The organism is Pseudomonas sp. GM41(2012) (assembly GCF_000282315.2).
Lineage (GTDB): Bacteria > Pseudomonadota > Gammaproteobacteria > Pseudomonadales > Pseudomonadaceae > Aquipseudomonas.
On record NZ_AKJN02000006.1, the window covers coordinates 1,322,379 to 1,348,122 of the forward strand.

23 protein-coding genes are annotated in these 25,744 nt (G+C 59.1%); 16 read left to right on the forward strand and 7 right to left on the reverse strand.

The window, feature by feature from the left end; all coding sequences use genetic code 11:
* Positions 1–52: 52 nt before the first annotated feature.
* Complete coding sequence (locus PMI27_RS19965) at positions 53–979, forward strand: sugar ABC transporter substrate-binding protein (protein WP_008151766.1); 927 nt, start codon at positions 53–55, stop codon at positions 977–979.
* A gap of 57 nt (positions 980–1,036) precedes the next feature.
* Here PMI27_RS19965 and PMI27_RS19960 read toward each other — a convergent pair whose 3' ends face one another.
* Positions 1,037–2,440, reverse strand: coding sequence for an MFS transporter (locus PMI27_RS19960; protein ID WP_008151764.1), 1,404 nt, complete (start codon positions 2,438–2,440; stop codon positions 1,037–1,039).
* Between the two features lie 680 nt (positions 2,441–3,120).
* Between PMI27_RS19960 and PMI27_RS19955 the strand changes: the two genes are divergently transcribed.
* Together PMI27_RS19955 and PMI27_RS19950 are read left to right on the forward strand one after the other, a co-directional pair.
* Positions 3,121–4,095: a quinone oxidoreductase family protein gene (locus PMI27_RS19955; RefSeq protein ID WP_008151761.1), complete on the forward strand. Its 975-nt coding sequence runs from the start codon at positions 3,121–3,123 to the stop codon at positions 4,093–4,095.
* Positions 4,096–4,162: 67 nt separating this feature from the next.
* Positions 4,163–5,092, forward strand: a complete 930-nt coding sequence (locus tag PMI27_RS19950; protein ID WP_008151759.1) for a LysR family transcriptional regulator — start codon at positions 4,163–4,165, stop codon at positions 5,090–5,092.
* A 33-nt stretch (positions 5,093–5,125) separates the two neighbouring features.
* On the opposite strand, the gene PMI27_RS19945 is transcribed toward PMI27_RS19950, so the two are convergent.
* Positions 5,126–5,542 carry a DUF1801 domain-containing protein gene (locus PMI27_RS19945; protein WP_033053317.1) on the reverse strand — a complete coding sequence of 139 codons (417 nt, stop codon included), beginning with the start codon at positions 5,540–5,542 and terminating at the stop codon, positions 5,126–5,128.
* Between the two features lie 39 nt (positions 5,543–5,581).
* Positions 5,582–5,818: a hypothetical protein gene (locus PMI27_RS19940; protein ID WP_008151753.1), complete on the reverse strand. Its 237-nt coding sequence runs from the start codon at positions 5,816–5,818 to the stop codon at positions 5,582–5,584.
* Between the two features lie 172 nt (positions 5,819–5,990).
* Between PMI27_RS19940 and PMI27_RS19935 the strand changes: the two genes are divergently transcribed.
* Together PMI27_RS19935 and PMI27_RS19930 are read left to right on the forward strand one after the other, a co-directional pair.
* Entirely contained in the window at positions 5,991–7,754 is a 1,764-nt protein-coding gene (locus tag PMI27_RS19935) for an L-lactate permease (RefSeq protein WP_008151752.1), read from the forward strand.
* A 682-nt stretch (positions 7,755–8,436) separates the two neighbouring features.
* On the forward strand, positions 8,437–9,384 hold the full coding sequence (locus tag PMI27_RS19930; RefSeq protein WP_024164553.1) for an IS110 family transposase: 948 nt from the start codon (positions 8,437–8,439) through the stop codon (positions 9,382–9,384).
* A 61-nt stretch (positions 9,385–9,445) separates the two neighbouring features.
* Here PMI27_RS19930 and glcC read toward each other — a convergent pair whose 3' ends face one another.
* Positions 9,446–10,213, reverse strand: a complete 768-nt coding sequence (gene glcC, locus PMI27_RS19925) for a transcriptional regulator GlcC (RefSeq protein WP_008157088.1) — start codon at positions 10,211–10,213, stop codon at positions 9,446–9,448.
* Between the two features lie 234 nt (positions 10,214–10,447).
* Between glcC and glcD the strand changes: the two genes are divergently transcribed.
* The 6 genes from glcD to yghX all read left to right on the forward strand — a co-directional run bounded on the left by glcD (position 10,448) and on the right by yghX (position 17,873).
* Positions 10,448–11,947, forward strand: a complete 1,500-nt coding sequence (glcD, locus tag PMI27_RS19920) for a glycolate oxidase subunit GlcD (RefSeq protein WP_008157090.1) — start codon at positions 10,448–10,450, stop codon at positions 11,945–11,947.
* On the forward strand, positions 11,947–13,011 hold the full coding sequence (glcE, locus tag PMI27_RS19915) for a glycolate oxidase subunit GlcE (RefSeq protein ID WP_008157091.1): 1,065 nt from the start codon (positions 11,947–11,949) through the stop codon (positions 13,009–13,011). The genes glcD and glcE overlap by 1 nt, the downstream gene beginning before the upstream one ends.
* 3 nt (positions 13,012–13,014) lie before the next feature.
* Entirely contained in the window at positions 13,015–14,256 is a 1,242-nt protein-coding gene (glcF, locus tag PMI27_RS19910) for a glycolate oxidase subunit GlcF (RefSeq protein ID WP_008157092.1), read from the forward strand.
* Positions 14,253–14,654 carry a heme-binding protein gene (locus PMI27_RS19905; RefSeq protein WP_008157093.1) on the forward strand — a complete coding sequence of 134 codons (402 nt, stop codon included), beginning with the start codon at positions 14,253–14,255 and terminating at the stop codon, positions 14,652–14,654. The genes glcF and PMI27_RS19905 overlap by 4 nt, the downstream gene beginning before the upstream one ends.
* 50 nt (positions 14,655–14,704) lie before the next feature.
* The gene (locus PMI27_RS19900) at positions 14,705–16,885 is read left to right on the forward strand and encodes a malate synthase G (RefSeq protein ID WP_033053318.1); all 2,181 of its coding nucleotides are present in this window, start codon (positions 14,705–14,707) and stop codon (positions 16,883–16,885) included.
* Positions 16,886–16,985: 100 nt separating this feature from the next.
* Complete coding sequence (gene yghX / locus PMI27_RS19895; RefSeq protein ID WP_008157095.1) at positions 16,986–17,873, forward strand: YghX family hydrolase; 888 nt, start codon at positions 16,986–16,988, stop codon at positions 17,871–17,873.
* On the opposite strand, the gene mug is transcribed toward yghX, so the two are convergent.
* Both mug and PMI27_RS19885 read right to left on the reverse strand, forming a co-directional pair.
* Positions 17,870–18,391: a G/U mismatch-specific DNA glycosylase gene (mug, locus tag PMI27_RS19890; protein WP_008157096.1), complete on the reverse strand. Its 522-nt coding sequence runs from the start codon at positions 18,389–18,391 to the stop codon at positions 17,870–17,872. The two genes, yghX and mug, sit on opposite strands and share 4 nt — an antisense overlap.
* A gap of 8 nt (positions 18,392–18,399) precedes the next feature.
* Complete coding sequence (locus PMI27_RS19885; RefSeq protein ID WP_008157097.1) at positions 18,400–19,026, reverse strand: TetR/AcrR family transcriptional regulator; 627 nt, start codon at positions 19,024–19,026, stop codon at positions 18,400–18,402.
* A gap of 226 nt (positions 19,027–19,252) precedes the next feature.
* On the opposite strand from PMI27_RS19885, the gene PMI27_RS19880 reads away from it, so the two are divergent.
* The 5 genes from PMI27_RS19880 (at position 19,253) to PMI27_RS19860 (ending at position 25,362) form a co-directional block, all read left to right on the forward strand.
* Positions 19,253–20,389, forward strand: coding sequence for an HlyD family secretion protein (locus PMI27_RS19880; protein WP_008157098.1), 1,137 nt, complete (start codon positions 19,253–19,255; stop codon positions 20,387–20,389).
* Positions 20,389–21,873: a DHA2 family efflux MFS transporter permease subunit gene (locus PMI27_RS19875; protein ID WP_008157099.1), complete on the forward strand. Its 1,485-nt coding sequence runs from the start codon at positions 20,389–20,391 to the stop codon at positions 21,871–21,873. The genes PMI27_RS19880 and PMI27_RS19875 overlap by 1 nt, the downstream gene beginning before the upstream one ends.
* Positions 21,874–21,892: 19 nt before the next feature.
* Positions 21,893–23,383 (forward strand): efflux transporter outer membrane subunit, encoded by a 1,491-nt coding sequence (locus PMI27_RS19870; RefSeq protein WP_008157100.1) that lies wholly within the window; start codon positions 21,893–21,895, stop codon positions 23,381–23,383.
* A gap of 23 nt (positions 23,384–23,406) precedes the next feature.
* Positions 23,407–24,357: an aldo/keto reductase gene (locus PMI27_RS19865; RefSeq protein ID WP_008157101.1), complete on the forward strand. Its 951-nt coding sequence runs from the start codon at positions 23,407–23,409 to the stop codon at positions 24,355–24,357.
* A gap of 66 nt (positions 24,358–24,423) precedes the next feature.
* A complete protein-coding gene (locus PMI27_RS19860) occupies positions 24,424–25,362 on the forward strand; it encodes a LysR family transcriptional regulator (protein WP_008157103.1) in 939 nt (312 codons plus the stop codon).
* A gap of 64 nt (positions 25,363–25,426) precedes the next feature.
* On the opposite strand, the gene PMI27_RS19855 is transcribed toward PMI27_RS19860, so the two are convergent.
* Positions 25,427–25,699, reverse strand: a complete 273-nt coding sequence (locus PMI27_RS19855; protein ID WP_008157105.1) for a DUF2790 domain-containing protein — start codon at positions 25,697–25,699, stop codon at positions 25,427–25,429.
* Positions 25,700–25,744: the final 45 nt, after the last annotated feature.

Sequence of the window (25,744 nt, forward strand, 5' to 3'; positions counted from 1 at the left end):
TCACGTTTGATCTTGATGAATGTGGACTCATAACAACAAAAGGAAAACCATCATGCGTCGTTGCACACTGCTTTTTGCCACGCTGTTATTACTCTTCAGCCAATGGGCCGCCGCCAGCTATCGCATCGGCGTCAGCATTGCCAGGGTCGACGACAACTTCATGACCTACGTGCGCAGCGGCCTGGAAGACGCTGCCAAGAAGGAGAATGTCCAGATCCAGTTCGAGGACGCCCAAGGTGATGTGGTTCGCCAGCTCAATCAGATCGAGGGCTTTCTCAGCCAGAAGGTGGATGCGGTCATCGTCTTGCCCGTGGACACCGCTGCCACCGCCAATATGACGCGCGCCGCCGTCGAGGCGAAGACACCGCTGGTCTACGTCAACCGCCACCCGGACGAACGCGTCTTGCCCAAAGGCGTGGTCACGGTGGCGTCCAATGACATCGAGGCCGGGCAACTGCAGATGCGCTACCTGGCAGACAAGTTAGGGGGCAAAGGCAACATCGCGATCATCATGGGCGACCTGGCGCAAAACTCCACGCACGACCGTACCGAAGGCGTCAAACAGGTGCTCAAGGACTATCCAGGGATCAAGATCGTCGAACAACAAAGTGCCGAGTGGCAACGCAACAAAGGGATGGACCTGACCAGCAATTGGCTGCTGGCCGGTACCCGTTTTGATGCCATCGTTGCCAACAATGACGAGATGGCCATCGGCGCCGCCATGGCATTGCAGCAAGCCGGCAAAACCAAGGGCGAGATTGCGATTGTCGGTATCGACGGACTGCCCGACGGCCTGGCGGCCATCAAGCGCGGGATGCTCGTCGCCTCGGTATTTCAAGACCCCAAAGCGCAAGCGACGAGCGCGCTGCAAGCGGCCATCAAAATGATCAAGGGGGAGCCGGTCGAGGCGGATGTCTGGGTGCCCTTCCAGCTGATCATGCCGGAGCAAGTGGCCGTGTTTGAGCAACGCTACAAATAGCGTCAAACGAGCGCATGGCCTGCGGACGGGAAGTCAGCATGCCATGCGCGTCGTCGTTTACAGATCAGTGATTTCCTTATGGCGCGGCACCAGCGCCTTCATCACGCTCCACGCCACCAGATAGGCCAGTGCACAGATGGCAAACATGATCATGTAGCCGGTATGGATATCTCCGATCAGTTTGTAATGGTCGATCACCCAACCGCCGGTCTTGGTCATCACGACGCCGCCCAAACCGCCGGCCAAACCACCAATGCCAACCACTGACGCAATGGATTTTTGCGGGAACATGTCAGAGACGGTGGTGAAGATGTTGCACGACCACGCCTGGTGCGCCGATGCGCCCACGCCGATCAGCAGCACCGGCACCCAGAAACTGATGTACCCGAATGGCTGCGCCAGCAGTACCAGCAGCGGGAAGAAAGCGATCACCAGCATGGCTTTCATACGACCGTCATACGGCGCATCACCGCGCGACATGAAATAGCTCGGGAACCAGCCACCGCCGATGCTGCCCACCATGGTCATGCTGTACAACACGGCCAGCGGCAACACGATGGCCTGGCCCTTCATGCCGTATTGCGCTGACAGATAGGTCGGAAGCCAGAAAAGGAAGAACCACCACACGCCGTCGGTCATGAATTTGCCGAAGGCAAAGGCCCAGGTCTGGCGGTAGGTGAGCAACTTGAACCACGATACTTTTTTGGCGGCGGCGCCCGAGTCTGTGCCGGTGAGTGCTTGCGCGCCCTGATCGCTGCGGATGTAGGCCAGCTCTTGCACCGACAGGCGTTTTTGCTGCTCCGGTTTTTCGTACAGTGCAATCCACACCACCACCCAAACGAAGCCCAACGCACCGATCACGATGAACGCCGCTTCCCAGCCCCATAGACCGGCGATCAGCGGCACGCTGATCGGCGCAAGGACCGCGCCCACATTGGCGCCGGAGTTGAAGATACCGGTGGCGAAGGAACGCTCCTTCTTCGGGAAATATTCGGCGGTGGCCTTGATCGCAATCGGGAAGTTACCCGCTTCGCCGATCGCCAGCACGGCGCGCGACAGCATGAAACCGGCGATCGAAACCGGGATGACGGCAAGGCCCAAGGCACTGCTGATGCCGGCAATACCCTCGCCCATCGGCACCGCAAAGGCGTGCATGATCGCGCCGGTGGACCAGATGCCGATCGCTATCACATAGGCCTTCTTGGTGCCGATCTTGTCAACGAAGCGGCCGGCGAACAGCATGGAAATCGCGTAGACAAACTGAAAGACAGAGGCGATGTTCGCGTAATCGGTGTTACTCCAGCCAAATTGCGTCGACAGATCCGGCGCCAACAGACTCAGTACCTGGCGGTCCAGGTAATTGACGGTGGTGGCAAAAAACAACAGCGCGCAAATCGTCCAGCGGTACTTGCCGACGGCCTGGCCGATTCGTTGCGGATTGATGGGCTCGTTCAGATTCATGGCATCACTTTATTGTTGGATTATGGTGATGATCTCTCGGTTTCAAGCGAGATCAATTGTGTCGTAGAGCATCGTCAAAACGCGATGGGTCCGCGCCACTGTATTGCGGGCTCGAAAATGGGTACTCCATGCACAGCGGCAGGAGTTGGACATTTGGCAAGAGCTATCGGGCGTTTGGTGGGACAGTTGTATGTGACTGGCCTGACCGTGGGGATGGGCAAGCAGTCGAGGTCGAACCATAAGCAGCGGCAATCTGGGGGATGCGCAGGCGGGTTGTATTCATGATGTGGCCGACACTCTTTTTATTTTTAGGGTTTAACAGTCGGTAATCGTCTGTCGTCGTACAACTTTGCCTTTTATATCGAGTTCGATACCGGGCTGTCAATCTGAAAAAACAGCCGTTCGTCTCGACAAAGGCTGCCCATTAAACGTGCAACTTCGTACAGGTGCCGCTGGTTGCAGGCCCGTCAGGTTTTTATTTTTGGGGTGTTGAGCGCAAGGTCTGGGCGTTTTGACATCAAGCAGAGTCGTACGACAACGCCATCCAGCACGATGACTGACCGAAAGCACCCGGCGCCCATTGCTGCACCTGCTACAACAATGAACTGCAATTACCCTTACTAGTGCTTCACTGGCAACTCAATAGACTCTCAGCACGACCAACGTATCGGGAGTTCCAAATGGTAAGCACCGTAATAATTCAGGAAACTGGCGGGCCTCAGGTTTTGCGGCTCGAAAAAACCACGGCGCAATCACCGGGTGCCGGAGAAGTCTGGCTGGAGCAAGCGGCCATCGGGCTGAACCCTTTGGACGTGAGCCAACGCTCCGGCGCTGCCCGTGTTCCCCTGCCCTCAGGGCTAGGCCTTGAAGGCGCCGGACAGGTGACAGCAATTGGGCCAGGCGTCACCGAAGTTGCCGTTGGGGACCGGGTCGCGTATGCCACCGGCCCGATGGGTGCCTATGCAAGCGGTCGCCTCTATCCGGCTAATCGACTCGTGAAGATTCCCAATGACCTCGGCTTCGACGAAGCGGCCGCCCTGCTCTTCAAGGGCATCACCGCCCACTATTTGTTCAAGACGACCTTCCCCGTTGGCCCAGGTTCCAGAGTGCTTTTATATGGCGCGGCGGGTGCGTTGGGGCAAATCATGGTGCCTTGGGCTAAACACCTGGGTGCCTTCGTGATAGGCGTGGTCTCGAAGCAGGACAGTGTCGAGCGGGCCAAGGCCGCCGGTTGTGATGAAGTGCTGGTGTTTGACCCGGCGACACTGGCCGCCCAGGTTGCGGAGGTCACCCACGGGCAAAAGGTTGACGTCGTGTATGACCCCATCGGGCGGGTGTCTTTCGACGCCTCCCTCGACAGCCTTCGCCCGCGTGGCTTGATGGTGTCTTTCGGCATGGCATCGGGCATCCCGGCGGCTGTCGAGATCAGCACCCTCAACGCCAAAGGCTCTCTGTTCCTGACCCGACCGTCTCTCGCCGCGCATACGGCCACCGCGCACGAGTATCAGCAGCGCGCACAAGAGGTGTTGCAAGCGGTCGCCGCCGGTATCATTCAACCTCGAATCTGGCGTCGCTACCCATTGGCTGACGTAGCACGGGCGCACGCCGATCTGGAAAGTGGACTGTCGCAAGGTGCAATTGTCCTTACGCCCTGAGTAGAACCCGGGACGAAGCCTGCGGCCCGAGCCCTTGTTTCCTTGAATTTGCGAGGTTTGCCGTTGCATGGATCTGTTCAATAGCCGACAGGCAGATGAACTCGCCACCCTCTTGGCGCTGTCCGAACACGGCTCTTTTGCCGCCGCCGGAAAGATGCTGCAACGGCACCCGTCGGTGCTGTCTAAACGCCTCGGCGCGTTGGAACTTCGTCTCGGAATACGTCTGGTGGAACGAACCACAAGGCAACTGCGTTTTACCGACGAGGGACAGCGTCTGGTCTCGCAGCTTCGTCATGCCGTCAGTTTAATTTCCCAAGCGGAGCAAGAGGCAGCCCAAGGCGCGGCACAGGTCAGGGGACGCTTGCGACTCGCCCTGCCAGCCGCGATGGGGCGATTATGGCTCAGCACGATGGTGTCCGAGTTCGCCCTGGCTTACCCCGAGGTGTCGCTAGAGGTTGAGTACTCGGAGCGATTCGTCGACATCGTCGCGGAGGGTTTCGATGCCGCGATCCGGATCGGTGAGCTGTCAGACAATCGACTGGTGGCCAGGAAGTTGTGCGATCACCGCCGAATCCTCTGTGCTGCACCCGCCTACCTGCAACGCCAGGGCGAACCGAAGACGCCGGCAGACCTCGCCGGGCACAATTGCCTGGGCTTCACCGGACTGCATTCGTACCCGGAATGGAAGCTGACCCGCGATGGCGATCAGCAGAGCATCAGGGTGCGCAGCGCCATGGTCAGTAACGACAATGAGGCGCTGCTGTCCGCCGCCCGCATGGGGCTGGGCATTCTTGCCGGCGGTGAGTGGCTCATGACGAGGGACATCGATAGCGGTCAGCTCGTCAGAGTGCTTCCCGACTGGCAGCTCGATGCAGACGCGGGTGTCTATCTCGTGCGCCCGTCAGCCAAGTACAACACGGCAACGACGACGGCGTTCAAGCACTGGATCGAGGCAGCGTTTGCGCGAGGTGCGCCATGGCAGTTGCCCCAACCGTAACGCTTGAAACCGGAACCTGTCAGCAAGGCCGCGTCAGGGTTTCGCACGCCTGCTCGTGTTGAGCGCCACGGCAGCGAGAATGAGCGTCTTCAACGCGTTCTCATCAAGCGTGTCGCCCTCATGCAAATCAATGGCACGTCGGGTGTTGCCTTCGAGGCTGGCGTTGAAGAGGCTGGAAGGGTCTTCCAGCGAGGCGCCCTTGGCAAACGTCAGCTTCACGACTTGCTTGTATGTCTCGCCGGTGCAGATGATTCCGGCGTGCGACCACACTGGAACGCCCCGCCACTTCCATTCCTCGACCACGTCGGGGTCGGCCTGCCGGATGAGCGTTCGAACCCGAGCGAGCGTCTCACCCCGCCAATCGCCCAGCTCGTTGATTCTCGCGTCGATCAGCTGAGAGGCCGAAACTCCCCCCTCTTCTTCTTTTGCACCGGCCTGCTCTTTGTTCATGGTGGTTGTCGCCTTCATGAGGGTGTCCAAAACCGGGCTTTACAGCGTTTTTTGACTGTTGCCGAGGGTCTTGGCCTTTTCGATCCCCCAGTCAAAGGCAGCCTCCATGTCCAGCAGATGCGGTTTTGGATCGTGGTCCTCAAAAATGGCCGTGCCGTCCGGCCGGTAAACACCGATGAACATCCCCAGTGAGCCGTCTTTCAATATCTCGGCTTTGACCTCGATCTTGCATCCGTTCGACAGCGTTTCCTTGTGGTGCATATGGCGTTCAGTCATGGCTGCATTTCTCCCGTCGTTGAAGTCCGAGTAGCGCATTTACCCATTGGCCATGTTAGCTCAGTGCGGCGCACTAAAAGGCCCGCCAGGACAGCGGCGTAATGCCACCTATACTAGAAGCCACCGCCCCCTCGGGGTCTGCACTCCCAACAATAAAAAGCAGAGGTGGAACATGGTCTGGCAGCAAATCTACGATCCGTTCGGTAACCCGATACTTTCAACCCTCATGGCAGCAGTGCCGGTCGTGGTGATGCTGGCAGCCCTGGCGTTTTTCCATGTGAAGGCGCATCTGGCCGCATTGATGGCCCTGGCGTCTGCGCTGGTGATCGCGATCTTCGCCTTCGGCATGCCAGCGAACATGGCCGGCTCGGCCGCCCTGTACGGCGCCGCCAACGGCTTGCTGCCCATTGGCTGGATTGTGCTCAACATCATCTTCCTGCATCGGCTGACCACCGAGAACGGCTCGTTCAAAGTGCTGCAGGATTCCCTGGCGCGCATCACCGACGATCGACGCCTGCAATTGCTGCTGATTGCCTTCTGTTTCGGTGCGTTCTTCGAAGGGGCCGCAGGCTTCGGTACACCGGTGGCGGTGACCGGGGCGATTCTGATCGGGTTGGGCTTCTCGCCACTGGCCGCGTCTGGCCTGGCGTTGATCGCCAACACCGCGCCTGTGGCATTCGGTGCGTTGGGCACGCCGATCATCACCCTCGCCAAGGTGACCGGGCTGGATGAAATGGAGCTGTCGATGATGGTCGGCCGGCAATTGCCGTTCTTCTCGGTGATCGTGCCGTTCTGGTTGATCTGGGCCTTCGCCGGCTGGCGCAAGATGCTGGAAATCTGGCCGGCGATTCTGGTGGCCGGGGTCAGTTTTGCCGTGCCGCAGTTCCTGGTGTCCAACTACCACGGGCCGATGCTGGTGGACGTGATCGCCGCGCTGATTTCGATGGCTTGCCTGACCGGTTTCCTCAGGGTCTGGAAACCGGCCACCGTACACACCTCCGCCGCGCTGTCCGGGCGCGTCGACAACTCCAAAATTGCCGAAGAGCATGACGAAAAACCCGTCGCCAGCAAGACCTTTGCCAGCGATGCCAAACCTGCAGTGATGCGCGCGTGGATGCCTTGGATCATCCTCACCGTGTTCGTGTTCGCCTGGGGCACCCAGGGTTTCAAAAACATGTTCGATACCCGTCCGGCGATTGATCCGGCCACTCATTCGGCCAAGCTCGACCCTCAGGGCAAACCGATGCGCGAAGCGAACCCGATCTTCGCTCCGGTCGTGACGTTCACCACGATCCACCAGCAGATCGAGAAGGTACCGCCGGTGGTCCCTGCGCCTAAAGCCGAGGACGCGGTCTACAAGTTCACCTGGCTCACCAGCACCGGTAGCGGCATCCTGCTGGCGGCGATCCTCGGCGGGTTACTGATGGGCTACTCCATTCCGCAACTGATCCACCAGTACCTGCGAACGATCTGGGTCGTGCGTTACTCGCTGATCACCATCGTCGCGATGCTCGCCCTGGGTTTCCTTACCCGCTATTCAGGCCTGGACGCCACCATGGGCCTGGCCTTCGCCGCGACGGGCATCTTCTACCCCATGTTCGGCACCCTGCTCGGCTGGCTCGGCGTGGCGTTGACCGGCTCGGATACGGCGTCAAACGTGCTGTTCGGCGGCTTGCAACGGGTGACTGCCGAGCAGTTGGGGATCAGCCCGGTGTTGATGGCGGCCGCCAACAGTTCCGGCGGGGTCATGGGCAAGATGGTCGACGCGCAGTCGATCGTGGTGGCCTCGACTGCCACGCGCTGGTATGGGCATGAAGGGGAAATCCTGCGTTATGTGTTTTTCCACTCGATCATCCTGGCCATTCTGGTCGGGGGGTTGGTGACGTTGCAGGCGTATGTGGCGCCGTTCAGTCATATGGTGGTTGGGGGGCATTGATTGATGTCGTTCGGGGTGGGATGGGATGGGGTGGGGTGCATATCCGTTTCTGCGGTCACGGCGGCTTAGGGTTCCGCCCTTACGGCGGGTCACTTGGAGAAGCGCCAAGTAACCAAACGCTCTTGCCCCTGACGTACGGTGCCTCGCCTAGGCTCGGCATGCCCTCGCTCCGGTCCTGCTCCGTGGGCCCGCCGCCATCGGCCATCCATGGCCGGGGGCGGCTACCGCGGCATCCTTGCCGCGGTGCCCACTGCGCAGAACCTGCGCTCGGCCTTCCGACGGGGCAGATCAAGATCAAGATCAAAAGCCTAAGCGAGGCGGCCTGATAGCCGACCTGATGTCTGTCATGGTCATCGGCGGTGGACACCTATGTCATGCCCGCCAAAAATCCAACTGTGGGAGCGAGCCTGCTCGCGAAGGCGGACTTACATTCAACATTGATGTCGACTGACAGGGCCTCATCGCGAGCAGGCTCGCTTGTATGGTAGGACTTGAAGGGAGGAGAAGGGACAAGGCTCGATTCTGACTGTTGACGCAGTACAGACCGTGGGAGAGTTCGCCCCTCCTCCTTTCACCCAAGCGCCGATAAAGAATGCATCGGGCCTAGACCGACGATAGGAACAAGCCTGCGCCCCTGGGTGAGCCCTTCAAGTGCTTAAAACCATATCCCGGAGGAAATCCTATGGCAATGCCGGTTTCTGCTTCAAAGCCGATCGTGGGCGTGGATGTCGCCAAGAATGAGTTGGTGATTTATCACGCCGAACTGAGCCTGCTTGAAGAGATTCCCAACAACAAAACAGCCATCAAGAAGTGGTTGAAGGCCTTGCCGAGCACGGTGGCCATTGCCGTCGAAGCCACCAATATCTACCACTTGGAGTTCGCCGATCTGGCCTACGAGGCCGGATGCGTGATTTACATGGTGGGCGGCTATGAACTCAAGCATTACCGCGAAGGTGTGAAGGTCCGTGCCAAAACCGATGCACTGGATGCCAAGCTGCTTGCTCGGTATCTGAAAAATGAACATGAAGAGCTTCACCCATGGACCCCGCCATCCCCGCTATACCGCCAGCTGCTGAGTCTTTTCCGCCGCCGGGCGGCGTTGGTCCAGGCAAGGGTCGGCCTGGTGCAAAGCTGGGCCAATGAGCCGCTGCTCAAGACCGCTTTTGCCGAACAAGTGAAGTCCATGCAACAGCTTGAGATGCTGATCGAGAAGACGATCAACGATCAGCTCAAAGAAGCCGGTTTGCTGGGCCAGTTAAAACGTTGCCTGAAAGTGGAAGGCATTGGTTTTTTGACAGGTGCGCGTTTGATCACGGCGTTTCAGCGGGGTGACTTCAGAAACGCGGATGCCTTTATCGCCTTTCTGGGAATGGATCTGCGGGTATCAAAATCAGGGCAAAAAGATGGCCGCCGCAGTTTGACCAAGCGCGGTGACCCGGAAGCTCGGCGGCTGCTGCACAATGCGGCAATGTCGGCGAGTCGCACCGAGGCCTGGAAAGATTTTTATCAAGAACAAAGAGCTCGGGGTTTCAGCACGACTCAAGCATTGGTGATGCTGGCTCGAAAGCTCGCTCGGGTGGTATTCGCTCTGCTAAAGGGGCAGGACGAATACCAACCGAAAGTCAGTTGAGGGCTTCCCCTCAACCATAGAATCTCCCACAGGGGAATGCGTACGCTTAAAGACCCGGGCATTACGCCCACCCCTCAAGTCGCAGCGTGGCCCGAACCAACCGCTGTTCCTCGCTTTCAATTTCCTTGAGGTTTTCGCAGATGCTCTGAATGTGCGCAATAGCCGCCTTGCGCGCCTGTTCCGGCATACGGCCGGTGACAGCGTTGTAGAGCCGCGCATGTTGACGGTCGATCTGACGCTTTTGCGGCTCGCGGTGATAAAGGTTGTTCACCGAAGCAAACACCGTGTTCAGCAGCAAGTCCGTCAGCGAGCGCAAGGTCTGCACCAACACCGGGTTGTGCGAGGCCTCACAAATCGCCAGGTGAAACGCATGATCGAGCCGGGCGTGTTCAGACGCCTCCAGCGAACGGCTATGGGCGTCGATCAACGCCTCATAGCTGCGGGTAATGAGAACGAAATCAGCGTCGGTTCCGCGCAACGCCGCCAAGCGTGCGGACTCGCCTTCAAGCAGGCTGCGAACCTCGAACAAATCGTAAAGCGTGCGGGGTTGTGAGCTGAACAAGTGCATCAGCGGCGACGCGGCACCGTGTCCCGAAAGATCGGCAACAAATGAACCTTTGCCCTGCTCTGTCTTGATAATCCCGCGAGCGCGCAACAGCTTCAGGCCCTCGCGAAGTGCCGTGCGGGAAACGCCGAGTTTTTCGGTCAGACGACGCTCCGACGGCAACAGTTGCCCGGTCTTGAGTACCCCGTCCACGATCAGCCGTTCTATACGTTCACAGACCACGTCTGCGACTTGTGGATTACGGCTCGTTTCTGCCCTTTCCATCGACTCTCCAACTGGTATGACCAGCCTCGCTGCCAAAACAGAAAATGTTCAAACACAAACATAAACCAATGTTTTAAAACAGTTTTTTGTCACAAATAAAAAACCACCGAATAAAAAACTGGTTCGACCAGCCAATCAACACATAGACAGTAGAACGCCTCAGGCCAATCATGCAAGTCAGTGGTAAACGGACACAGACCTCCTATAAAAACAACTGAGGGTCGTCAACCGACTATGAACATTCTTTACGATGAACGCGTCGATGGCGTCCTGCCTGATGTCGACAAAACCGCCTTGCTGCAAGCCCTGCAAACACAGTGGCCGGATCTGGAAGTCCTGCATCAAAAGGAAGAGCTCAAACCGTACGAATGCGACGGCCTTTCTGCTTACCGCACCACGCCCATGCTGGTGGTGCTGCCGCGCCACATCGACGAGGTACAAGGCGTGCTTCGACTCTGCCATGAGCGGCAGGTCGCGGTGGTCGCCCGGGGTGCTGGCACCGGTTTGTCCGGCGGTGCATTGCCGCTGGAAAAAGGCGTGCTGCTGGTAATGGCGCGTTTCAACTCTATTCTGCACATCGACCCCGCCGCCCGCACGGCCCGGGTTCAGCCGGGGGTGCGCAATCTGGCGATTTCCCAGGCTGCTGCGCCGTTTGGCTTGTATTACGCGCCGGACCCTTCCTCGCAAATCGCTTGTTCAATCGGCGGCAATGTGGCGGAAAACGCCGGTGGCGTGCATTGCCTGAAGTACGGGCTGACCGTGCACAACCTGCTCAAGGTCGACATCCTCACCGTCGACGGCGAACACCTGACCCTGGGTTCCCAGGCGCTCGATTCTCCGGGCTTCGATCTGCTGGCGTTGTTCACCGGTTCCGAAGGCATGCTGGGTGTCATCACCGAAGTCACGGTCAAACTGCTGCCCAAACCCCAGACCGCCAAAGTGCTGCTGGCGGCGTTCGATTCCGTCGAGAAGGCGGGCCGCGCGGTGGGTGACATTATTGCCGCCGGCATCATCCCCGGCGGCCTGGAAATGATGGACAACCTGGCCATTCGCGCCGCCGAAGACTTTATCCACGCCGGCTATCCGGTCGACGCCGAAGCCATTCTGCTGTGCGAGCTCGATGGCGTTGAAGCCGACGTTCATGATGACTGCGACCGCGTGCGCCAGGTGCTGGAACAGGCCGGCGCCACCGAAGTACGCCAGGCCCGCGATGAAGCCGAACGCGTGCGGTTCTGGGCCGGGCGCAAGAATGCCTTCCCGGCGGTGGGTCGTCTCTCACCGGATTATTACTGCATGGACGGGACGATCCCGCGCCGCGAGTTGCCCGGTGTGCTGCAGGCGATCGCCGCGTTGTCGACCGAGTACGGCCTGCGGGTGGCCAACGTTTTCCACGCCGGTGACGGCAACATGCACCCGCTGATTCTGTTCGATGCCAATCAACCGGGCGAGCTCGATCGCGCTGAAACCCTGGGCGGCAAGATCCTCGAATTGTGCGTGAAGGTCGGCGGCAGCATTACAGGTGAACACGGCGTGGGCCGGGAGAAAATCAATCAGATGTGCGCGCAGTTCAATAGCGACGAATTGACCGTGTTCCATGCCGTCAAAGCCGCTTTCGATCCGAGTGGTTTGCTCAACCCTGGCAAGAACATTCCGACGCTGCACCGCTGCGCCGAATTTGGCGCCATGCACGTTCACATGGGGCAGTTGCCCTTCCCTGAACTGGAGCGTTTCTGATGCGCAGCGAACACGATATCGACGACAGCGCCTCGCTGCTGGAGCAGGTCAACCAGGCGCTGCAAAACGCCACGCCGTTGCGTATTCAAGGCGCCAACAGCAAGGCGTTTCTTGGGCGCATTGTGGCAGGCGAAGTGCTCGACACGCGCAGCCACCGAGGCATCGTCAGCTACGACCCGACCGAATTGGTGATCACCGCTCGCTGCGGCACCCCGCTGGCAGAACTGGCGGAAGTGTTGGACGCGGCACAGCAGATGTTGCCCTGCGAACCGCCCTCCTTCGGCGATGGCGCCACGGTCGGCGGCATGATTGCCAGCGGGCTATCGGGACCACGGCGTCCCTGGTCCGGATCCGTCAGGGACTTTGTCCTCGGGACACGGGTCATCACCGGTCACGGCAAGCATTTACGCTTCGGTGGCGAAGTCATGAAAAACGTCGCCGGCTACGACCTGTCGCGGCTGATGGCCGGCAGCTACGGCTCGTTGGGCGTGATCACCGAAGTCTCGCTCAAGGTCCTGCCCAAGCCGCGTCAAGCGTTAAGCATCAGCCTGGAAATGGACAGTGATCGCGCCTTGCTGCGCCTCGCCGAATGGGGCCAGCAACCGTTGCCGATCAGTGCTGCGTGCCACGATGGGCAGCGCCTGCACCTGCGACTTGAGGGTGGCGAAGGTTCAGTGGCAGCGGCACATGACCGATTGGGCGGCGAGTTGCTCGACGCTTCGTATTGGGAGGATCTCAACGAACATCGATTGAGTTTCTTCGATGAGGACCAGGCACTTTGGCGCCTGTCCGTCCCTCACAGCACGCCTCGGCTTTCCCTGCCTGGCGGTCAGTTGCTCGATTGGGGCGGTGCGCAGCGCTGGCTCAAATCCGATGCAGAGGCAATGTTCATTCGCTCGATCGTCGAAGAAGTCGGCGGGCATGTGACCTGCTACACCCATGGTCTGATCGACAGCCCGTTTCAACCGTTGCCTGACGCATTGATACGCTACCACCGGAACTTGAAGCTACAACTCGATCCCCGGGGCATCTTCAACCCCGGGCGACTGTACGCGGAGCTTTGATCCATGCAGACCACCTTGAGCGAACAAGCCCGCCAACTGCCCCGCGCCGAAGAAGCCGAAAGCATCTTGCGCACCTGCGTGCACTGCGGTTTCTGCAATGCCACCTGCCCGACCTATCAATTGCTCGGCGATGAACTGGATGGACCGCGGGGCCGCATCTACCTGATCAAGCAGGTTCTGGAGGGCAACGAAGTCACGCAGAAGACCCAACAGCACCTGGATCGCTGCCTGTCCTGCCGTAACTGCGAAACCACCTGCCCTTCCGGCGTCGACTATCACAACTTGCTGGACATCGGCCGGGCGGTGGTCGATGCGGCGGTGCCGCGCCCACTTGGTGAGCGCTTGTTGCGTGAAGGTTTGCGCAGCGTCGTCCCCAATCCGGCGCTGTTCAAAGCTCTGGTCAGCAGTGGTCAGGTGTTCCGGGCGTTGTTGCCCAACACCTTGCAGATAAAGCTGCCTCGCCGCGTCTATCCGGCCAAGCCGCGCCCGGTCACTCGCCACGCCCGGCAGGTGCTGATGCTCGAAGGCTGCGTGCAACCGAGTCTGTCGCCCAATACCAACGCCGCCGCTGCGCGAGTACTGGATCGACTGGGGATCAGCGTCATCGCGACCCGCGAGGCCGGATGCTGCGGCGCCGTGGATTATCACCTCGACGCTCAGGCGGCCGGCCTGGATCGTGCCCGTCGCAACATTGACGCGTGGTGGCCAAGCATTGAAAACGGTGCCGAAGCCATTGTGCAAACCGCCAGCGGTTGCGGCGCCTTCATCAAAGATTATGGTCACCTGCTCAGCACCGACCCGGCCTATGCCGAGAAGGCGAAAAAGGTCAGTGCGCTGGCCAAGGATCTGGTCGAAGTGCTGCGCGACGAGCCGCTGGAAAAACTCGGTATCCACAGCGCCCAACGCCTGGCCTTTCATTGCCCCTGCACTTTGCAGCACGCGCAGAAACTGGGGGGTGCGGTGGAAGCGATTCTGACGAGTCTGGGCTTCAACCTCACGCCTGTTGCCGACAGTCACCTGTGCTGCGGCTCGGCGGGCACCTATTCGCTGACCCAACCCGAACTGTCCCGGCAACTGCGCGACAACAAGCTCAATGCGCTGGAAAGCGGACATCCCGAAGTCATTGTCACGGCCAATATCGGCTGTCAGTCCCACCTCGACGGTGCGGGCCGAACCCCTGTCAGGCACTGGATCGAACTGGTCGAAGCCGCCTTGCCCTCACCGAGCACTGGAGTATCCCCATGAAAAGCAAAGCCGTACTGAGCCAGACCGAAGTCAGCCAAATTCTCGCGGCTGCACGCACCGAAGCGCAGAACAACCAATGGGCCGTGACCATCGTGATTGTCGATGACGGCGGTCATCCCCTGGCCCTCGAACGCCTCGACGGTTGCGCTCCGATTGGCGCCTACATCGCCACCGAAAAGGCCCGCACGTCGGCCCTGGGTCGGCGCGAATCCAAAGGTTATGAAGAGATGGTCAATGGCGGGCGCCACGCCTTTTTGTCGGCGCCATTGCTGACGTCGCTTGAGGGCGGCGTGCCAATCATCGTCGACGGTCAGGTGATCGGCGCGGTTGGCGTGTCCGGGGTCAAGGCCGAGCAGGACGCGCAGGTGGCCAAAGCTGGGGCGCAATGCCTGAACTGAACAGGGCGTTATCTGCGCTCGATAAATTCTGTGTGATGGAGATGCAAAAAGTGACCGATTTCGTGAACTGCCAAGGCCTCACGGTCGCGCCTGTCTTGCAACGTTTCGTTGATCTGGACGTGCTGCCGGGAACCGGCCTGGCCCCTCAAGCGTTCTGGAGTGGTTTCGCCGCACTGGTGCATGAACTGGCACCGATCAACCGCGCGCTACTGGCTGAACGCGATCGCCTGCAAACCGAACTGGACACCTGGCACCGCGTCCACCCGGGGCCGGTGACTGACATGCCGGCTTATCGCAGCTTCCTCAGCGGTATCGGTTACCTGCAACCGCAACCCGCAGACGTCAAGGTCAGCACCGCCAACGTCGATACGGAGATCAGTGTGCAGGCCGGACCGCAACTGGTTGTCCCGGCCGTCAACGCGCGTTATGCGCTCAACGCCGCCAATGCGCGCTGGGGCTCGCTGTACGACGCGCTCTACGGTACCGATGTGATTTCCAATGACGGCGGCGCCGAACCGGGCCGGACTTACAACCCGGTACGCGGGGCGAAAGTCATCGCGTTTGCCCGTGGCTTCCTGGATCAGGCATTCCCCTTGAGCAGCGGTTCCCATGCCGAGGTGGCGCGTTACCGAATCGACAACGGCACACTGGAAGCCACCTTGAAAGACGGCAGCCAAACCGGTTTATCGAACGCCGCGCAGTACATCGGCTACCAGGGTTCCCTCGCTGATCCCACGGCCATTCTGCTGAAAAACAACGATCTGCACGTCGAGATTCAGATCGATCGACAGAGCGTTATCGGTCAGGCTGACGCTGCCGGGGTCAAGGATCTGCTGATTGAAGCAGCCCTCTCAACCATCATTGATTGTGAAGACTCGGTGGCGGCGGTCGACGCTGATGACAAGGTGCAGGTGTACCGCAACTGGCTGGGTTTGATGAAAGGCGACCTGAAAGAAGACCTGGAGAAAAACGGTAAAACCATCACCCGGCGGCTGAACCCTGACCGTGAGTACACCGCCGCCGATGGCCGCTCACTGTCGCTGCACGGGCGGTCGTTGTTGTTCATCCGCAACGTCGGACACCTGATGACCAGCCCGGCGATTCTCGACAAGGATGGACTGGAAATCCCGGAAGGCATTCTCGACGGCGTCATCACCAGCCTGATCGCTCTGCATGACCTGCAACGTCGCGGTAACTCCCGCACCGGTAGCGTCTACATCGTCAAACCAAAAATGCATGGCCCCACCGAAGTGGCCTTCGCCGAGCAGTTGTTCAGCCGCATCGAAGACCTGCTCCAGCTCGAACGCCATACCCTGAAAATGGGCATCATGGACGAGGAGCGGCGCACCAGCGTCAACCTCAAGACCTGCATCGCGGCAGCTTCCTCACGGGTCGCGTTCATCAACACTGGTTTCCTGGATCGCACCGGCGACGAAATGCACACCGCCATGGAAGCGGGCGCGATGTTGCGCAAGGGCGACATGAAAAATACCTCGTGGATCGAGGCCTACGAGCGCAACAACGTGCTCGTCGGTCTGGATTGTGGATTGCGTGGGCGGGCGCAGATCGGTAAAGGCATGTGGGCCATGCCGGACCGGATGGCCGATATGCTCAAGCAAAAAATCGCCCACCCGAAAGCGGGGGCGAATACCGCGTGGGTACCCTCGCCGACCGCTGCGACTCTGCACGCACTGCATTACCATCAGGTCAATGTGCGCTCGGTGCAAGAGTCCCTTGAAACAACAGACTTCGGTGGCGCCAGCCCGGCACTTCTGGACGGTTTGCTCAGCGTACCGGTCGTCACCGCCCCATCCTGGTCGGCCGATGAGATTCGTCAGGAAGTCGAAAACAATGCCCAAGGCTTGCTGGGGTATGTGGTGCGTTGGGTCGAACAAGGCATCGGCTGCTCGAAAGTGCCCGACATCCATAACGTGGGGCTGATGGAAGATCGCGCGACCTTGCGCATTTCCAGCCAGCACATGGCCAACTGGCTGCGACACGGGGTGATCAGCAAGGATCAGGTCGTCGAGATATTGCAGCGCATGGCGCGGGTCGTTGATGAGCAAAACGCCGGTGATCCGATCTACACGCCTATGGCACCGGACTTCGAGCAGTCGGTTGCGTTTCAAGCGGCCTGCGCACTGGTGTTTGAGGGATGCGTACAACCTAATGGTTATACCGAACCGCTGCTGCATAAATTCCGGCGCGCGTACAAGCAGTCGAGGGTGTAATCGGAGGAAATAAAAAAAGAAGAGGCTAAGGCCTCTTTTTTTGTGAGCGGCTACGCTCGGTAGGTATCGCTCACCGACCCGCCCAAGAGGAAGCGCACAGATGCCCCGTCTCACTGCGAAAGACTTTGCTCCGGAACTGCTCGAACTGTACGACTACTACGCCCACGGCAAGATCAACCGGCGTGAGTTTCTGGATCGGGCGGCGTTGTTCACTTTGGGTGGTTTGACCGCCAGCGCGCTCCTCGCCGCCCTGAGCCCGAATTATGCGCTCGCCGAGCAGGTTGAATTTACTGACCCGGACATCGTTGCCGAATACATCACCTATCCATCCCCCAAGGGCAACGGGCAAGTCCGTGGCTATCTGGTGCGCCCGGCGAAAGCCACCGGCAAGGTGCCGGCGGTGGTGGTCGTGCATGAAAACCGCGGGCTCAACCCGTATATCGAAGACGTCGCGCGGCGTGTGGCCAAAGCAGGCTTCATCGCCCTCGCCCCTGATGGCCTGACGTCGGTGGGCGGCTATCCCGGCAATGACGACAAGGGCCGGGAGCTGCAGGCGACCGTCGACCCGGAAAAGCTCATGAACGACTTTTTCGCCGCCATCGAATGGCTGATGAAGCATGACGCGACCACTGGAAAAGTCGGGATCACCGGGTTCTGCTACGGCGGTGGCGTCGTCAATGCGGCGGCCGTGGCTTATCCGGAACTGGCGGCTGCCGTGTCTTTTTATGGCCGCCAGCCAGAGTCCAAGGATGTCCCCCGGATCAAGGCGCCGGTGATGCTTCACTACGGCGAACTGGATACCCGCATCAACGAAGGTTGGCCCGCCTATGAGAAGGCACTGAAAGCTGCGGGCAAAACCTATGAGGCGTACATCTACCCCGGCGCCAACCATGGTTTCCATAACGACTCCACGCCTCGATACGACGAAGCCGCGGCCAAGCTGGCCTGGGACCGGACGCTGGGGTGGTTTCGGCGGTACCTGGCTTAATGGTGAGGTTGCTCGCCGGTTGCTAAATAGAGTTGGCGGTACGCGCCCACCAGTTGATCAAGTGTGAACGCGCGATTTCGCCCGCTGGGATTGGGCAGGATCCATACCGAGGCATTGCCGAAGGTCTTTGGCTGAAGCCCCCACGCAATGTCTCGCTGGCCGGATAGCGCGCAATACGCCGCTTTACCGAGAAACGCCACAAAGCGCGGCGCATAGCGCAGGATTTTTTGTTCAAAATCCGCAGCGGCAGCGATGAATTCATGGGCAGACAGCTGATCCGCTCGGGCCGTAGGCCGTTCAACCACGGCCGTTAATCCACACTGATACTGCAAGATCGTCCGATCGTTTTCCGGGCGCACTTCCTCAGGCGTAAAGCCGGCGAGATGCAGCGTGCGCCAGAAGCGATTGCCCCGGCCCGCAAAATGGTGGCCTTGAGCAGCGGCAGTCATGCCTGGGTTGATGCCACAAAAAATCACGGCCAGCTGTTCGGCAAGAATATCGTCGAGTCCTTCACTCACCGGAAACCTCACCCACCGCAAATCACGTTGACCGCACTGCGTGCAAGCTCGGTCAATTCAGCGCGGGATTTGCCCGCCCGCGCACGTATCGAAATGCTATGCAGCAGGGATGACGCGAGCACGGCAAGGGCTGCCGGGTCGACATCGCCTTTCAATTCACCAGAACTGATGGCCGCTCGCAGACGCGTTTCAAGTTCGGCATCGAGCCTGCTGAGCCGGTCCGACAGCACGTCTCGAATTTCAGAATCCTCGACGGCTTCGGTCGTCGCCGTGCCAATCGCAAAGCACCCACGCGGCTGGCCGTCACCCGAGAAGTAGATCGACAGCTGCCCCTCATAAAACCGCATCAATGCCTGGCTCAAGGTCAGTTCGCTGTCCGTCAGCGCCTCCTGCATGGCCGCAGCGGCAAACTCCCAGTACTGCTCCAGCGCTTTTATATACAGCGCGTGCTTGTCGCCGAATGCCGCATAGAGGCTTGGGCGATTCATCCCGGCGGCCGTGGCGATGCTGTCCAGAGAAGCGCCGGAATATCCGGTACTCCAAAAAACATCAAGCGCCTGCAGCAGCGCTGTCTGCGGGTCATACGCGCGTGGGCGGCCGCGGCCTTTCGCCTCTGTAATCTTTTTTTGTGCCATGTCGTACAAAATCCTTGAATGAAGGTGAGCTTGGGGGATATTCTTACACCATCGCACAAAATTAAGGAACCAGAAATTCCTTGGCTTTGAGGTTTGTTGTAGCGGAGCTCGAACTGGGTATTGCGGCGACGAAACAGAGGCGGCGGAGCGATCCTCCTGACCGCACACGGTATGGCTGTTTTTGCGGGTGTTAGCCCGACTTCCCGGTTAATAGGTGCAATCGATCATGACCAAACAGTTCGACATCCCAGCTACACAGACCTTCGAGCATCCAGGGCCGAACCCGTCTGACTCACCGATCAAGAAGCCGCTTAAAGAGAAAATTCGGCCATTGCTGATGGTGGGGTTCCCTGTCCTCTTCGCTGCGGTTGGGTACGCCCACTATGTCGCGGGTGAGCCCTTTGTTTCGACCGATAACGCTTACGCCCGAGTGGCAAAGGCATCGGTCAACGCGCGCATTTCCGGGCAAGTCGTCGAAGTCGCAGTCGAAGACAACCAGCCTGTTCACAAGGGCCAGATTCTGTTCAGGATCGACCCGAAACCGCTGCAGATCGCCGTTGACCGTGCACAAGCGCAGTTGAGCGTCGCGCGGTTGCGCATCGATGGCCTCAAGGCCAGCTACCGCCAGCAGCAGGCTGAACTGCAATCGGCTAAAGAGTCGGCCGATTTCGACCAGCGGGATTTTGCCCGCAAGAAGGCCCTGGTCGCTACAGAGTTTGTCTCGCGCTCGATTTACGAGCGCGCCGACACTGACGTTAAAGTGGCCCGGCAACGAATCGCATCGGTCGAACAACAGATCGCCAGCACGGTCGTTGCCTTGAACGGCAATCCAAACATCGAAGCCGATAGTCACCCGTCGGTTCGCGAGGCCAAGGCTCAGCTCGACGAGGCGCAGCTGTATCTCTCGTACGCGACGGTGTATGCGCCGGACGATGGCATCGTGGCCAAGGTCGACGATTTGCAGGTGGGCAACTATGTGAACAACGGTGCGCCAGCCTTTGCCCTGCTGTCCGATCGCGAGATCTGGGTAGAGGCCAACTTCCGTGAAACCGACGTGACCCACATGCGTCCAGGCCAGGACGCGACCATCAGGATCGATACGTATCCTGATCGCGTCTTCAAAGCCCACGTGACCAGCATGAGCCCCGGTGCCGGGTCAGACTTCGCCCTGCTGCCGCCTGAAAATGCGACCGGCAATTGGGTCAAGGTTGTGCAGCGGGTGCCGGTCCGACTCGAACTCGATGAGGTCGACCCTGCCCTGCCGCTTTTCTCGGGTACCAGCGCCACGGTCAAGGTCGATACCGGTTATCGCACGCCTTGGTGGCATCCGCTCAAGGCCCTGTTAACCGCAGGTAACTTCTGATGAACGCCAAACTTGCCGGACCTCAAGGTGCGCGGACATTAAGGTTCGCCGCGCTGCTCGCGACCTATATGCAGTCGGCGAACCTGCCTTTGCCGAATGCGGTACTCAGGTTGATTCAGGGCAGTCTGTCGATGACCGACGACCAGGCTGGCTGGATATTCACCTCGTACCTCGCGGCGAGCGCCATCACGATGCCGATTGCGCAATGGCTCGCCGGGCGCTATGGCTTGAAACTGGTTTATCAAGCCGCGCTGGCCTTCTTCGTCCTTGGCTTGCTGCTCGCGACGCAGGCAACGACGCCGCTGGAATTCGTCGGCGCACGCATTATTCAAGGCCTGGCGAGTGGCGTGCTGGCACCGCTGTCGATGGCGATTTCCCTGGAGACATTGCCTCTCGAGAAACGTGCGAAATTTGGCGCAACGTGGACGGCCATCGTGCTGTTCGGCATCGTCAGCGGCCCGAGCATCGGCGGCTGGCTCGGCGAACATTTCGGATGGCGCCCGATCTTCTACATCAGCCTTCCGCTGTCGGCATTTATCTTCCTAGTGATGGCGCTGTTGCTTGCCGAGAAAAAGGCCGAGAAACGTCCGTCGTTCGACTTCTTTGGTTTCGGCAGCTTCACGCTGGGTTTGATCAGCCTGCAAATGTTGCTCGACCGCGGAGAGCGCCTGGACTGGTTTTCCTCGACCGAGATCTGGCTGGAAGCGATCGGCTGTGCACTGGGGCTCTACCTGTTCGCTGCGCATGTGCTGACCACGAAGGTGCATTTCCTCAACAAGCGTTTGTTCAACGACCGCAACTTCGTGCTCTCGACGGTCATCTTTTTCGCCGTGGGTTTCGTGCTGTTGTCGACCATGGCGCTGACCTCGCCGATGCTCGACGAGATTCTCGGCTACCCGCCTGACACCACGGGTTCCCTGACGATTCCGCGCGGGATCGGGCTGGTCGGTGCGTTCCTGTTGATGAGCCGTGTTCCCGAGCGTTTCGACCGTCGGTTGTTCGTGGCGGCAGGCGTCGCCGTGGTGATTTATGCCAACTGGCTGATGCTCGGCTATTCGCCGTTGATGGACTGGTCGCCCGTGGCGGTGGCGGGTGCAATCCAGGGCATTGGCATCGGCATCTTGATGCCGTCGCTGACCAAGGTCGCATTCAGCACACTCGACCCGACGTTACGCCCGGAAGGCACCGGCCTGTTCAACCTGTCACGGGTGTACGGCAGCACCCTGGGCGTTGCGATTGTGCAGCTGTTTTTCTTCAACAACACGCAGGCGATGCACATGGCGCTGGCCAGTAACCTGACGCCGTATCGCGCCGCTGCGCATTCCGTGCCGACGTCCCTGCAAGCACTGGCGGGGCTCAACGAAATGATCACCGGCCAGGCAGCGTTTATCGCGGTGGTCGACCAGTTCAAGATTTTGATGTTCGCGATGCTGGTGGTCAGCCCACTGGTTGTCTTTCTTCGCAAGCCCGTTCCGACCAACTAGTTTTCGTGGAGTTTGCCAAATGAAATCCCCTGCACGCTTCATCAACAGACAGATGTTCAAAACCACGTTCGGTGCGGTGTCGGCGCTTGCATTCCTGACCGCCTGCACCGTCGGCCCTGACTATCAAATGCCGCCACCGAGCCTGTCGCAGCACTATGACCAACAGGCCGAGCAGCGTCTTGGCCAAGGCAGCAACAAGCCTGGCGAACAGCGCATCGACCTGGGCAAAAAGGTCAACGGTGACTGGTGGTCCGCGTTTCGTTCGCCGAAGCTCAACAAGCTTGTACGTCGCGCCATTGACGGCAATCTTGAGCTCGTAGCGGCAGACGCAACGATCCGGCAAGCGGCTTCCTCCGTCGCTGCGGCGGAAGGTGCGCTGTATCCGCAGGTCGATTTTGGTGCCCTGGCTGGCCGCCAACGGGTGCACAACGCGAAAGAACCTTCCACCTCCAATTTCTATGCGATTGGGCCACGGGTTGGCTTCGACCTTGACGTTTTCGGCGGTAACAAGCGGCAGGTCGAACAGCAGCAAGCGTTTACCGATCTGCAGAAGCATCGCTACGAAGCGGCGTACCTGACCCTGACGGGCGATGTCGCGAGCCAGGCGTTGTTGCTGGCCTCGGCGAATGCGCAGATGGCAGCCGTCGAGAAGTTGCTCGCCAATGACGCAAAGAACCTCGAACTGGTGCGCATGGCGCACGCCAATGGCAGCACCACGCAGATCGATGTTTCACTGGCCGAAACCCGGCTCGCCCAGGACCGCACGCTGTTGCCGCCCCTCGCCCAGCAGCGCGACTCGGCACGCCATGCGCTCTCGATTTTGACGGGCAAAGGCCCGGCTGACTGGATCGCGCCTGACTTCACGCTCGCCGAGTTTGCCTTGCCGGCAAACGTGCCGGTCAGTCTCCCTTCCGAAATGGCCCACGACCGGCCGGACGTACGGCAAGCAGAGGCAGAACTGCACATGGCCAGCGCCGCGGTTGGGGTGGCGACAGCTAACCTCTATCCGCATGTCGAACTGTCCGCGTCGCTTGCACAAGCGGCTTCAGGCAATGGCGGTGCCGCACTCTGGGGCTTCGCTGCCGGGCTCACGGCGCCCATCTTCAATGGCGGAACGCTGAAAGCTGAACGTCAGGCCGCCGTGGACGGCTACAAGGCAACCCTCGCCGGCTACCAGCAAACCGTCATTAGTTCGTTCGGTCAGGTCGCTGACACGCTGCAGGCGATCAATCATGACGCAGAGGAAAACCTGGCACAGGAGGACGCGTTGCGCGCGGCGGAAACGAGCTTTCGGTTGAACCAGCAAGCCTACGCGCAAGGCGAGAACAGCATTCTCCAGGTGCTGGAGGCGGAACGTGCTTATGAGCAAGCGTTACTGGGTCAAATCAGAGTGAAGACCGCGCAGTACCTCGACACGGTGCGGCTGTACGTGGCACTCGGCGGTAATTCCATCGGTGTGTTTGAGCAACGAGTGGCCAGTCGCGAAGACCAGAAACCTTCCTATCAGTAGCGCCAGACATTGGAGTAAAAGATATGCCTTACGAATCATTTCACGATGCACTTCGCGATACCGGATTCCCACTGACACACGGGTCGGGTGAGATGCCGGCCGTTGGCTTTGGCACGCTGTTTCGGGATCTCTCCGTGACAACACAAGCGGTCAAGGCCGCGCTGGAAGCGGGATTTCGCCATTTCGATTGCGCAGAACGTTATCGAAATGAAGAAATGGTCGGCGTTGCCCTGCAGGAAGTGATTGAGGCAGGCAAGGTCCGGCGCGAGGACGTGTTCATTACCACGAAACTGTGGAACACCAACCATCGCCCCGAGCGCGTCGAACCTGCTTTCGAGGCCAGTTGCCGACGGCTTCAAGTGGATTACATCGACTGCTATCTGATCCACACGCCGTTTGCCTTTAAGCCCGGTGATGATCAGGACCCAAGAGACGAGCACGGTCGAGTCATCTACGATTCAGGCGTGACGTTAATTGAAACCTGGCGGGCGCTTGAGCGCCTGGTGGATGAAGGCCGCTGCAAGTCCATCGGCTTGTCTGATATCACGCTGGAGCGGTTACAAGAGATTGTGGCAGTGGCCCGGATAAAACCCGCCGTCGTGCAGGTTGAATCCCACCCATATTTGCCTGAATGGGAACTGCTTGAGTATTGTCAGCAGCACGGAATTATCGTCCTTGCCTTTGCGCCACTCGGGCATGGCATGGAGCCGAACGTATTGGAAGACTCGGTGATTACAGGGATCGCCAAGCGCATACAGAAAACCCCGGCTCAAGTAGCATTGGCCTGGTCGGTCCAGCGGGGAGTCGCTTTCCTGACCACGTCTGCGACGCCGAGCCATATTCAGGAAAACATTGATATTTCTACCCTGCCGCACAGGGCCATGCTTGAAATCAAGGAAGAGATTACGACCCGGGTTCGATTCAACTCAGTCGTGGAAACGGGTGTACCTGGATTTATTCCGCAGAAGAAGTAATACACCACGAGGGGGCGGTCTTTTTGCAGGGCCGCCCTCTTTATCCATACCCTTGAGGTGGAAACGATGGACGTTTTCCAAACCATGCGTTTTTTTGTTGCGGTCGCTCAAAGCGGTAGCTTTACCGCGGCGGCTGAGGTGTTGGACACCACAACAACCAACGTTTCCAAAGCGGTCTCCAGCCTGGAGGCCAGGCTTCAAACTCGCCTGATTAACCGCACAACCCGACGCCTGGCGCTGACCGAAGCCGGTCTGCGCTACTTGCAGCGATGCGAAAATATTCTGGACGAGGTCCGTGAAGCTGAGGAGGAAGCGGGTACCGCTCACATCATGCCCGTCGGCAGGCTCAAGATTCACGCGATGGGAGCCATTGGTAATCATTACGTGATCGATGCCATTGCCAAATATAGAGAGACTCATCCCTCGGTCATGTTTGATTTGACACTGACTAATCGGTTGCCCGACTTGCTGGAGGAAGGCTATGACATGTCGATTGTTTTGGCCCGGGACTTACCCGATTCCGGATTTGTAGCGCAGCGGCTAGGCACCACTTACAGCATTCTCTGCGCCTCGCCAGCGTATCTGCAGAAACGCGGACACCCCGATTCACCGGGGGCTCTTGGCTCACATGATTGTTTGAGAATTGTGAATACGGTAATGCCGGCTGGAAACTGGGTATTTGAGGGGCCCGAAGGCGTGGAGACCGTCAACACTCCAATGTCTCCCTTTCACGTCAACACCGCGGATGCCATGACCGTCGCTATAACGAACGGGATGGGTATCGGTATTCAGCCTATTGCGTCTGCAGTCGATGGCCTCAGGGCCGGCACGTTAGTGCGCGTATTGCCCGAGTATCATTTTGAAGAATTCAACTTATTTGCAATCTACCCATCACGAAAGTTCGTGGATGCAAAAATAAAAACATGGGTGGAGTTTCTTAAAGGTTATATTCCAGGCGTGTTGGCCTCTGATGAAAAAATCGTCGGATTACGCAGAAAACAATAACAACACTTTTAAAGCTCTGGCGCGGCAGGCATGGAGTGTCGACCCTCCATCTTCCACACACGACTCAACCATTTGAACAGCCAGTGCCCATGACTTGATACTGCAGGATATGCCGTTGCCCTTGAGAGTCTTCATACGTCATTTGCGCCGGGACTGGCCCGCACTGGTCAGGAATATCTGACACTGTAATGACTTTCTGGATATCCAGTTTCATGTCGTAAGTGTACGTGTCTACAGGCGTCTTGCTGTCTGCGGCAGTTGAATGGCTTTCGCCTGCAAAGGCCTGTGTACCTAAAACGCCAAGCGCAAGAAACATCGCAATTTTTGAGATTTTCATCGTATTCACCCTATCGTCAAAAGTTAACCTCGTGAGCGTGTTGAC

What these genes read in the sequence shown, in the direction of transcription:
- PMI27_RS19965 (WP_008151766.1), top strand. Translation starts at nt 53, where the DNA reads ATGCGTCGTTGCACACTGCTTTTTGCCACGCTGTTATTACTCTTCAGC.
- PMI27_RS19945 (WP_033053317.1), bottom strand. Translation starts at nt 5,542, where the DNA reads ATGAACAAAGAGCAGGCCGGTGCAAAAGAAGAAGAGGGGGGAGTTTCG.
- PMI27_RS19930 (WP_024164553.1), top strand. Translation starts at nt 8,437, where the DNA reads ATGGCAATGCCGGTTTCTGCTTCAAAGCCGATCGTGGGCGTGGATGTC.
- PMI27_RS19950 (WP_008151759.1), top strand. Translation starts at nt 4,163, where the DNA reads ATGGATCTGTTCAATAGCCGACAGGCAGATGAACTCGCCACCCTCTTG.
- PMI27_RS19935 (WP_008151752.1), top strand. Translation starts at nt 5,991, where the DNA reads ATGGTCTGGCAGCAAATCTACGATCCGTTCGGTAACCCGATACTTTCA.
- PMI27_RS19905 (WP_008157093.1), top strand. Translation starts at nt 14,253, where the DNA reads ATGAAAAGCAAAGCCGTACTGAGCCAGACCGAAGTCAGCCAAATTCTC.
- PMI27_RS19860 (WP_008157103.1), top strand. Translation starts at nt 24,424, where the DNA reads ATGGACGTTTTCCAAACCATGCGTTTTTTTGTTGCGGTCGCTCAAAGC.
- PMI27_RS19875 (WP_008157099.1), top strand. Translation starts at nt 20,389, where the DNA reads ATGAACGCCAAACTTGCCGGACCTCAAGGTGCGCGGACATTAAGGTTC.
- PMI27_RS19855 (WP_008157105.1), bottom strand. Translation starts at nt 25,699, where the DNA reads ATGAAAATCTCAAAAATTGCGATGTTTCTTGCGCTTGGCGTTTTAGGT.
- PMI27_RS19940 (WP_008151753.1), bottom strand. Translation starts at nt 5,818, where the DNA reads ATGACTGAACGCCATATGCACCACAAGGAAACGCTGTCGAACGGATGC.
- PMI27_RS19865 (WP_008157101.1), top strand. Translation starts at nt 23,407, where the DNA reads ATGCCTTACGAATCATTTCACGATGCACTTCGCGATACCGGATTCCCA.
- glcC (WP_008157088.1), bottom strand. Translation starts at nt 10,213, where the DNA reads ATGGAAAGGGCAGAAACGAGCCGTAATCCACAAGTCGCAGACGTGGTC.
- yghX (WP_008157095.1), top strand. Translation starts at nt 16,986, where the DNA reads ATGCCCCGTCTCACTGCGAAAGACTTTGCTCCGGAACTGCTCGAACTG.
- PMI27_RS19885 (WP_008157097.1), bottom strand. Translation starts at nt 19,026, where the DNA reads ATGGCACAAAAAAAGATTACAGAGGCGAAAGGCCGCGGCCGCCCACGC.
- PMI27_RS19870 (WP_008157100.1), top strand. Translation starts at nt 21,893, where the DNA reads ATGAAATCCCCTGCACGCTTCATCAACAGACAGATGTTCAAAACCACG.
- PMI27_RS19955 (WP_008151761.1), top strand. Translation starts at nt 3,121, where the DNA reads ATGGTAAGCACCGTAATAATTCAGGAAACTGGCGGGCCTCAGGTTTTG.
- glcF (WP_008157092.1), top strand. Translation starts at nt 13,015, where the DNA reads ATGCAGACCACCTTGAGCGAACAAGCCCGCCAACTGCCCCGCGCCGAA.
- PMI27_RS19880 (WP_008157098.1), top strand. Translation starts at nt 19,253, where the DNA reads ATGACCAAACAGTTCGACATCCCAGCTACACAGACCTTCGAGCATCCA.
- glcE (WP_008157091.1), top strand. Translation starts at nt 11,947, where the DNA reads ATGCGCAGCGAACACGATATCGACGACAGCGCCTCGCTGCTGGAGCAG.
- PMI27_RS19960 (WP_008151764.1), bottom strand. Translation starts at nt 2,440, where the DNA reads ATGAATCTGAACGAGCCCATCAATCCGCAACGAATCGGCCAGGCCGTC.
- glcD (WP_008157090.1), top strand. Translation starts at nt 10,448, where the DNA reads ATGAACATTCTTTACGATGAACGCGTCGATGGCGTCCTGCCTGATGTC.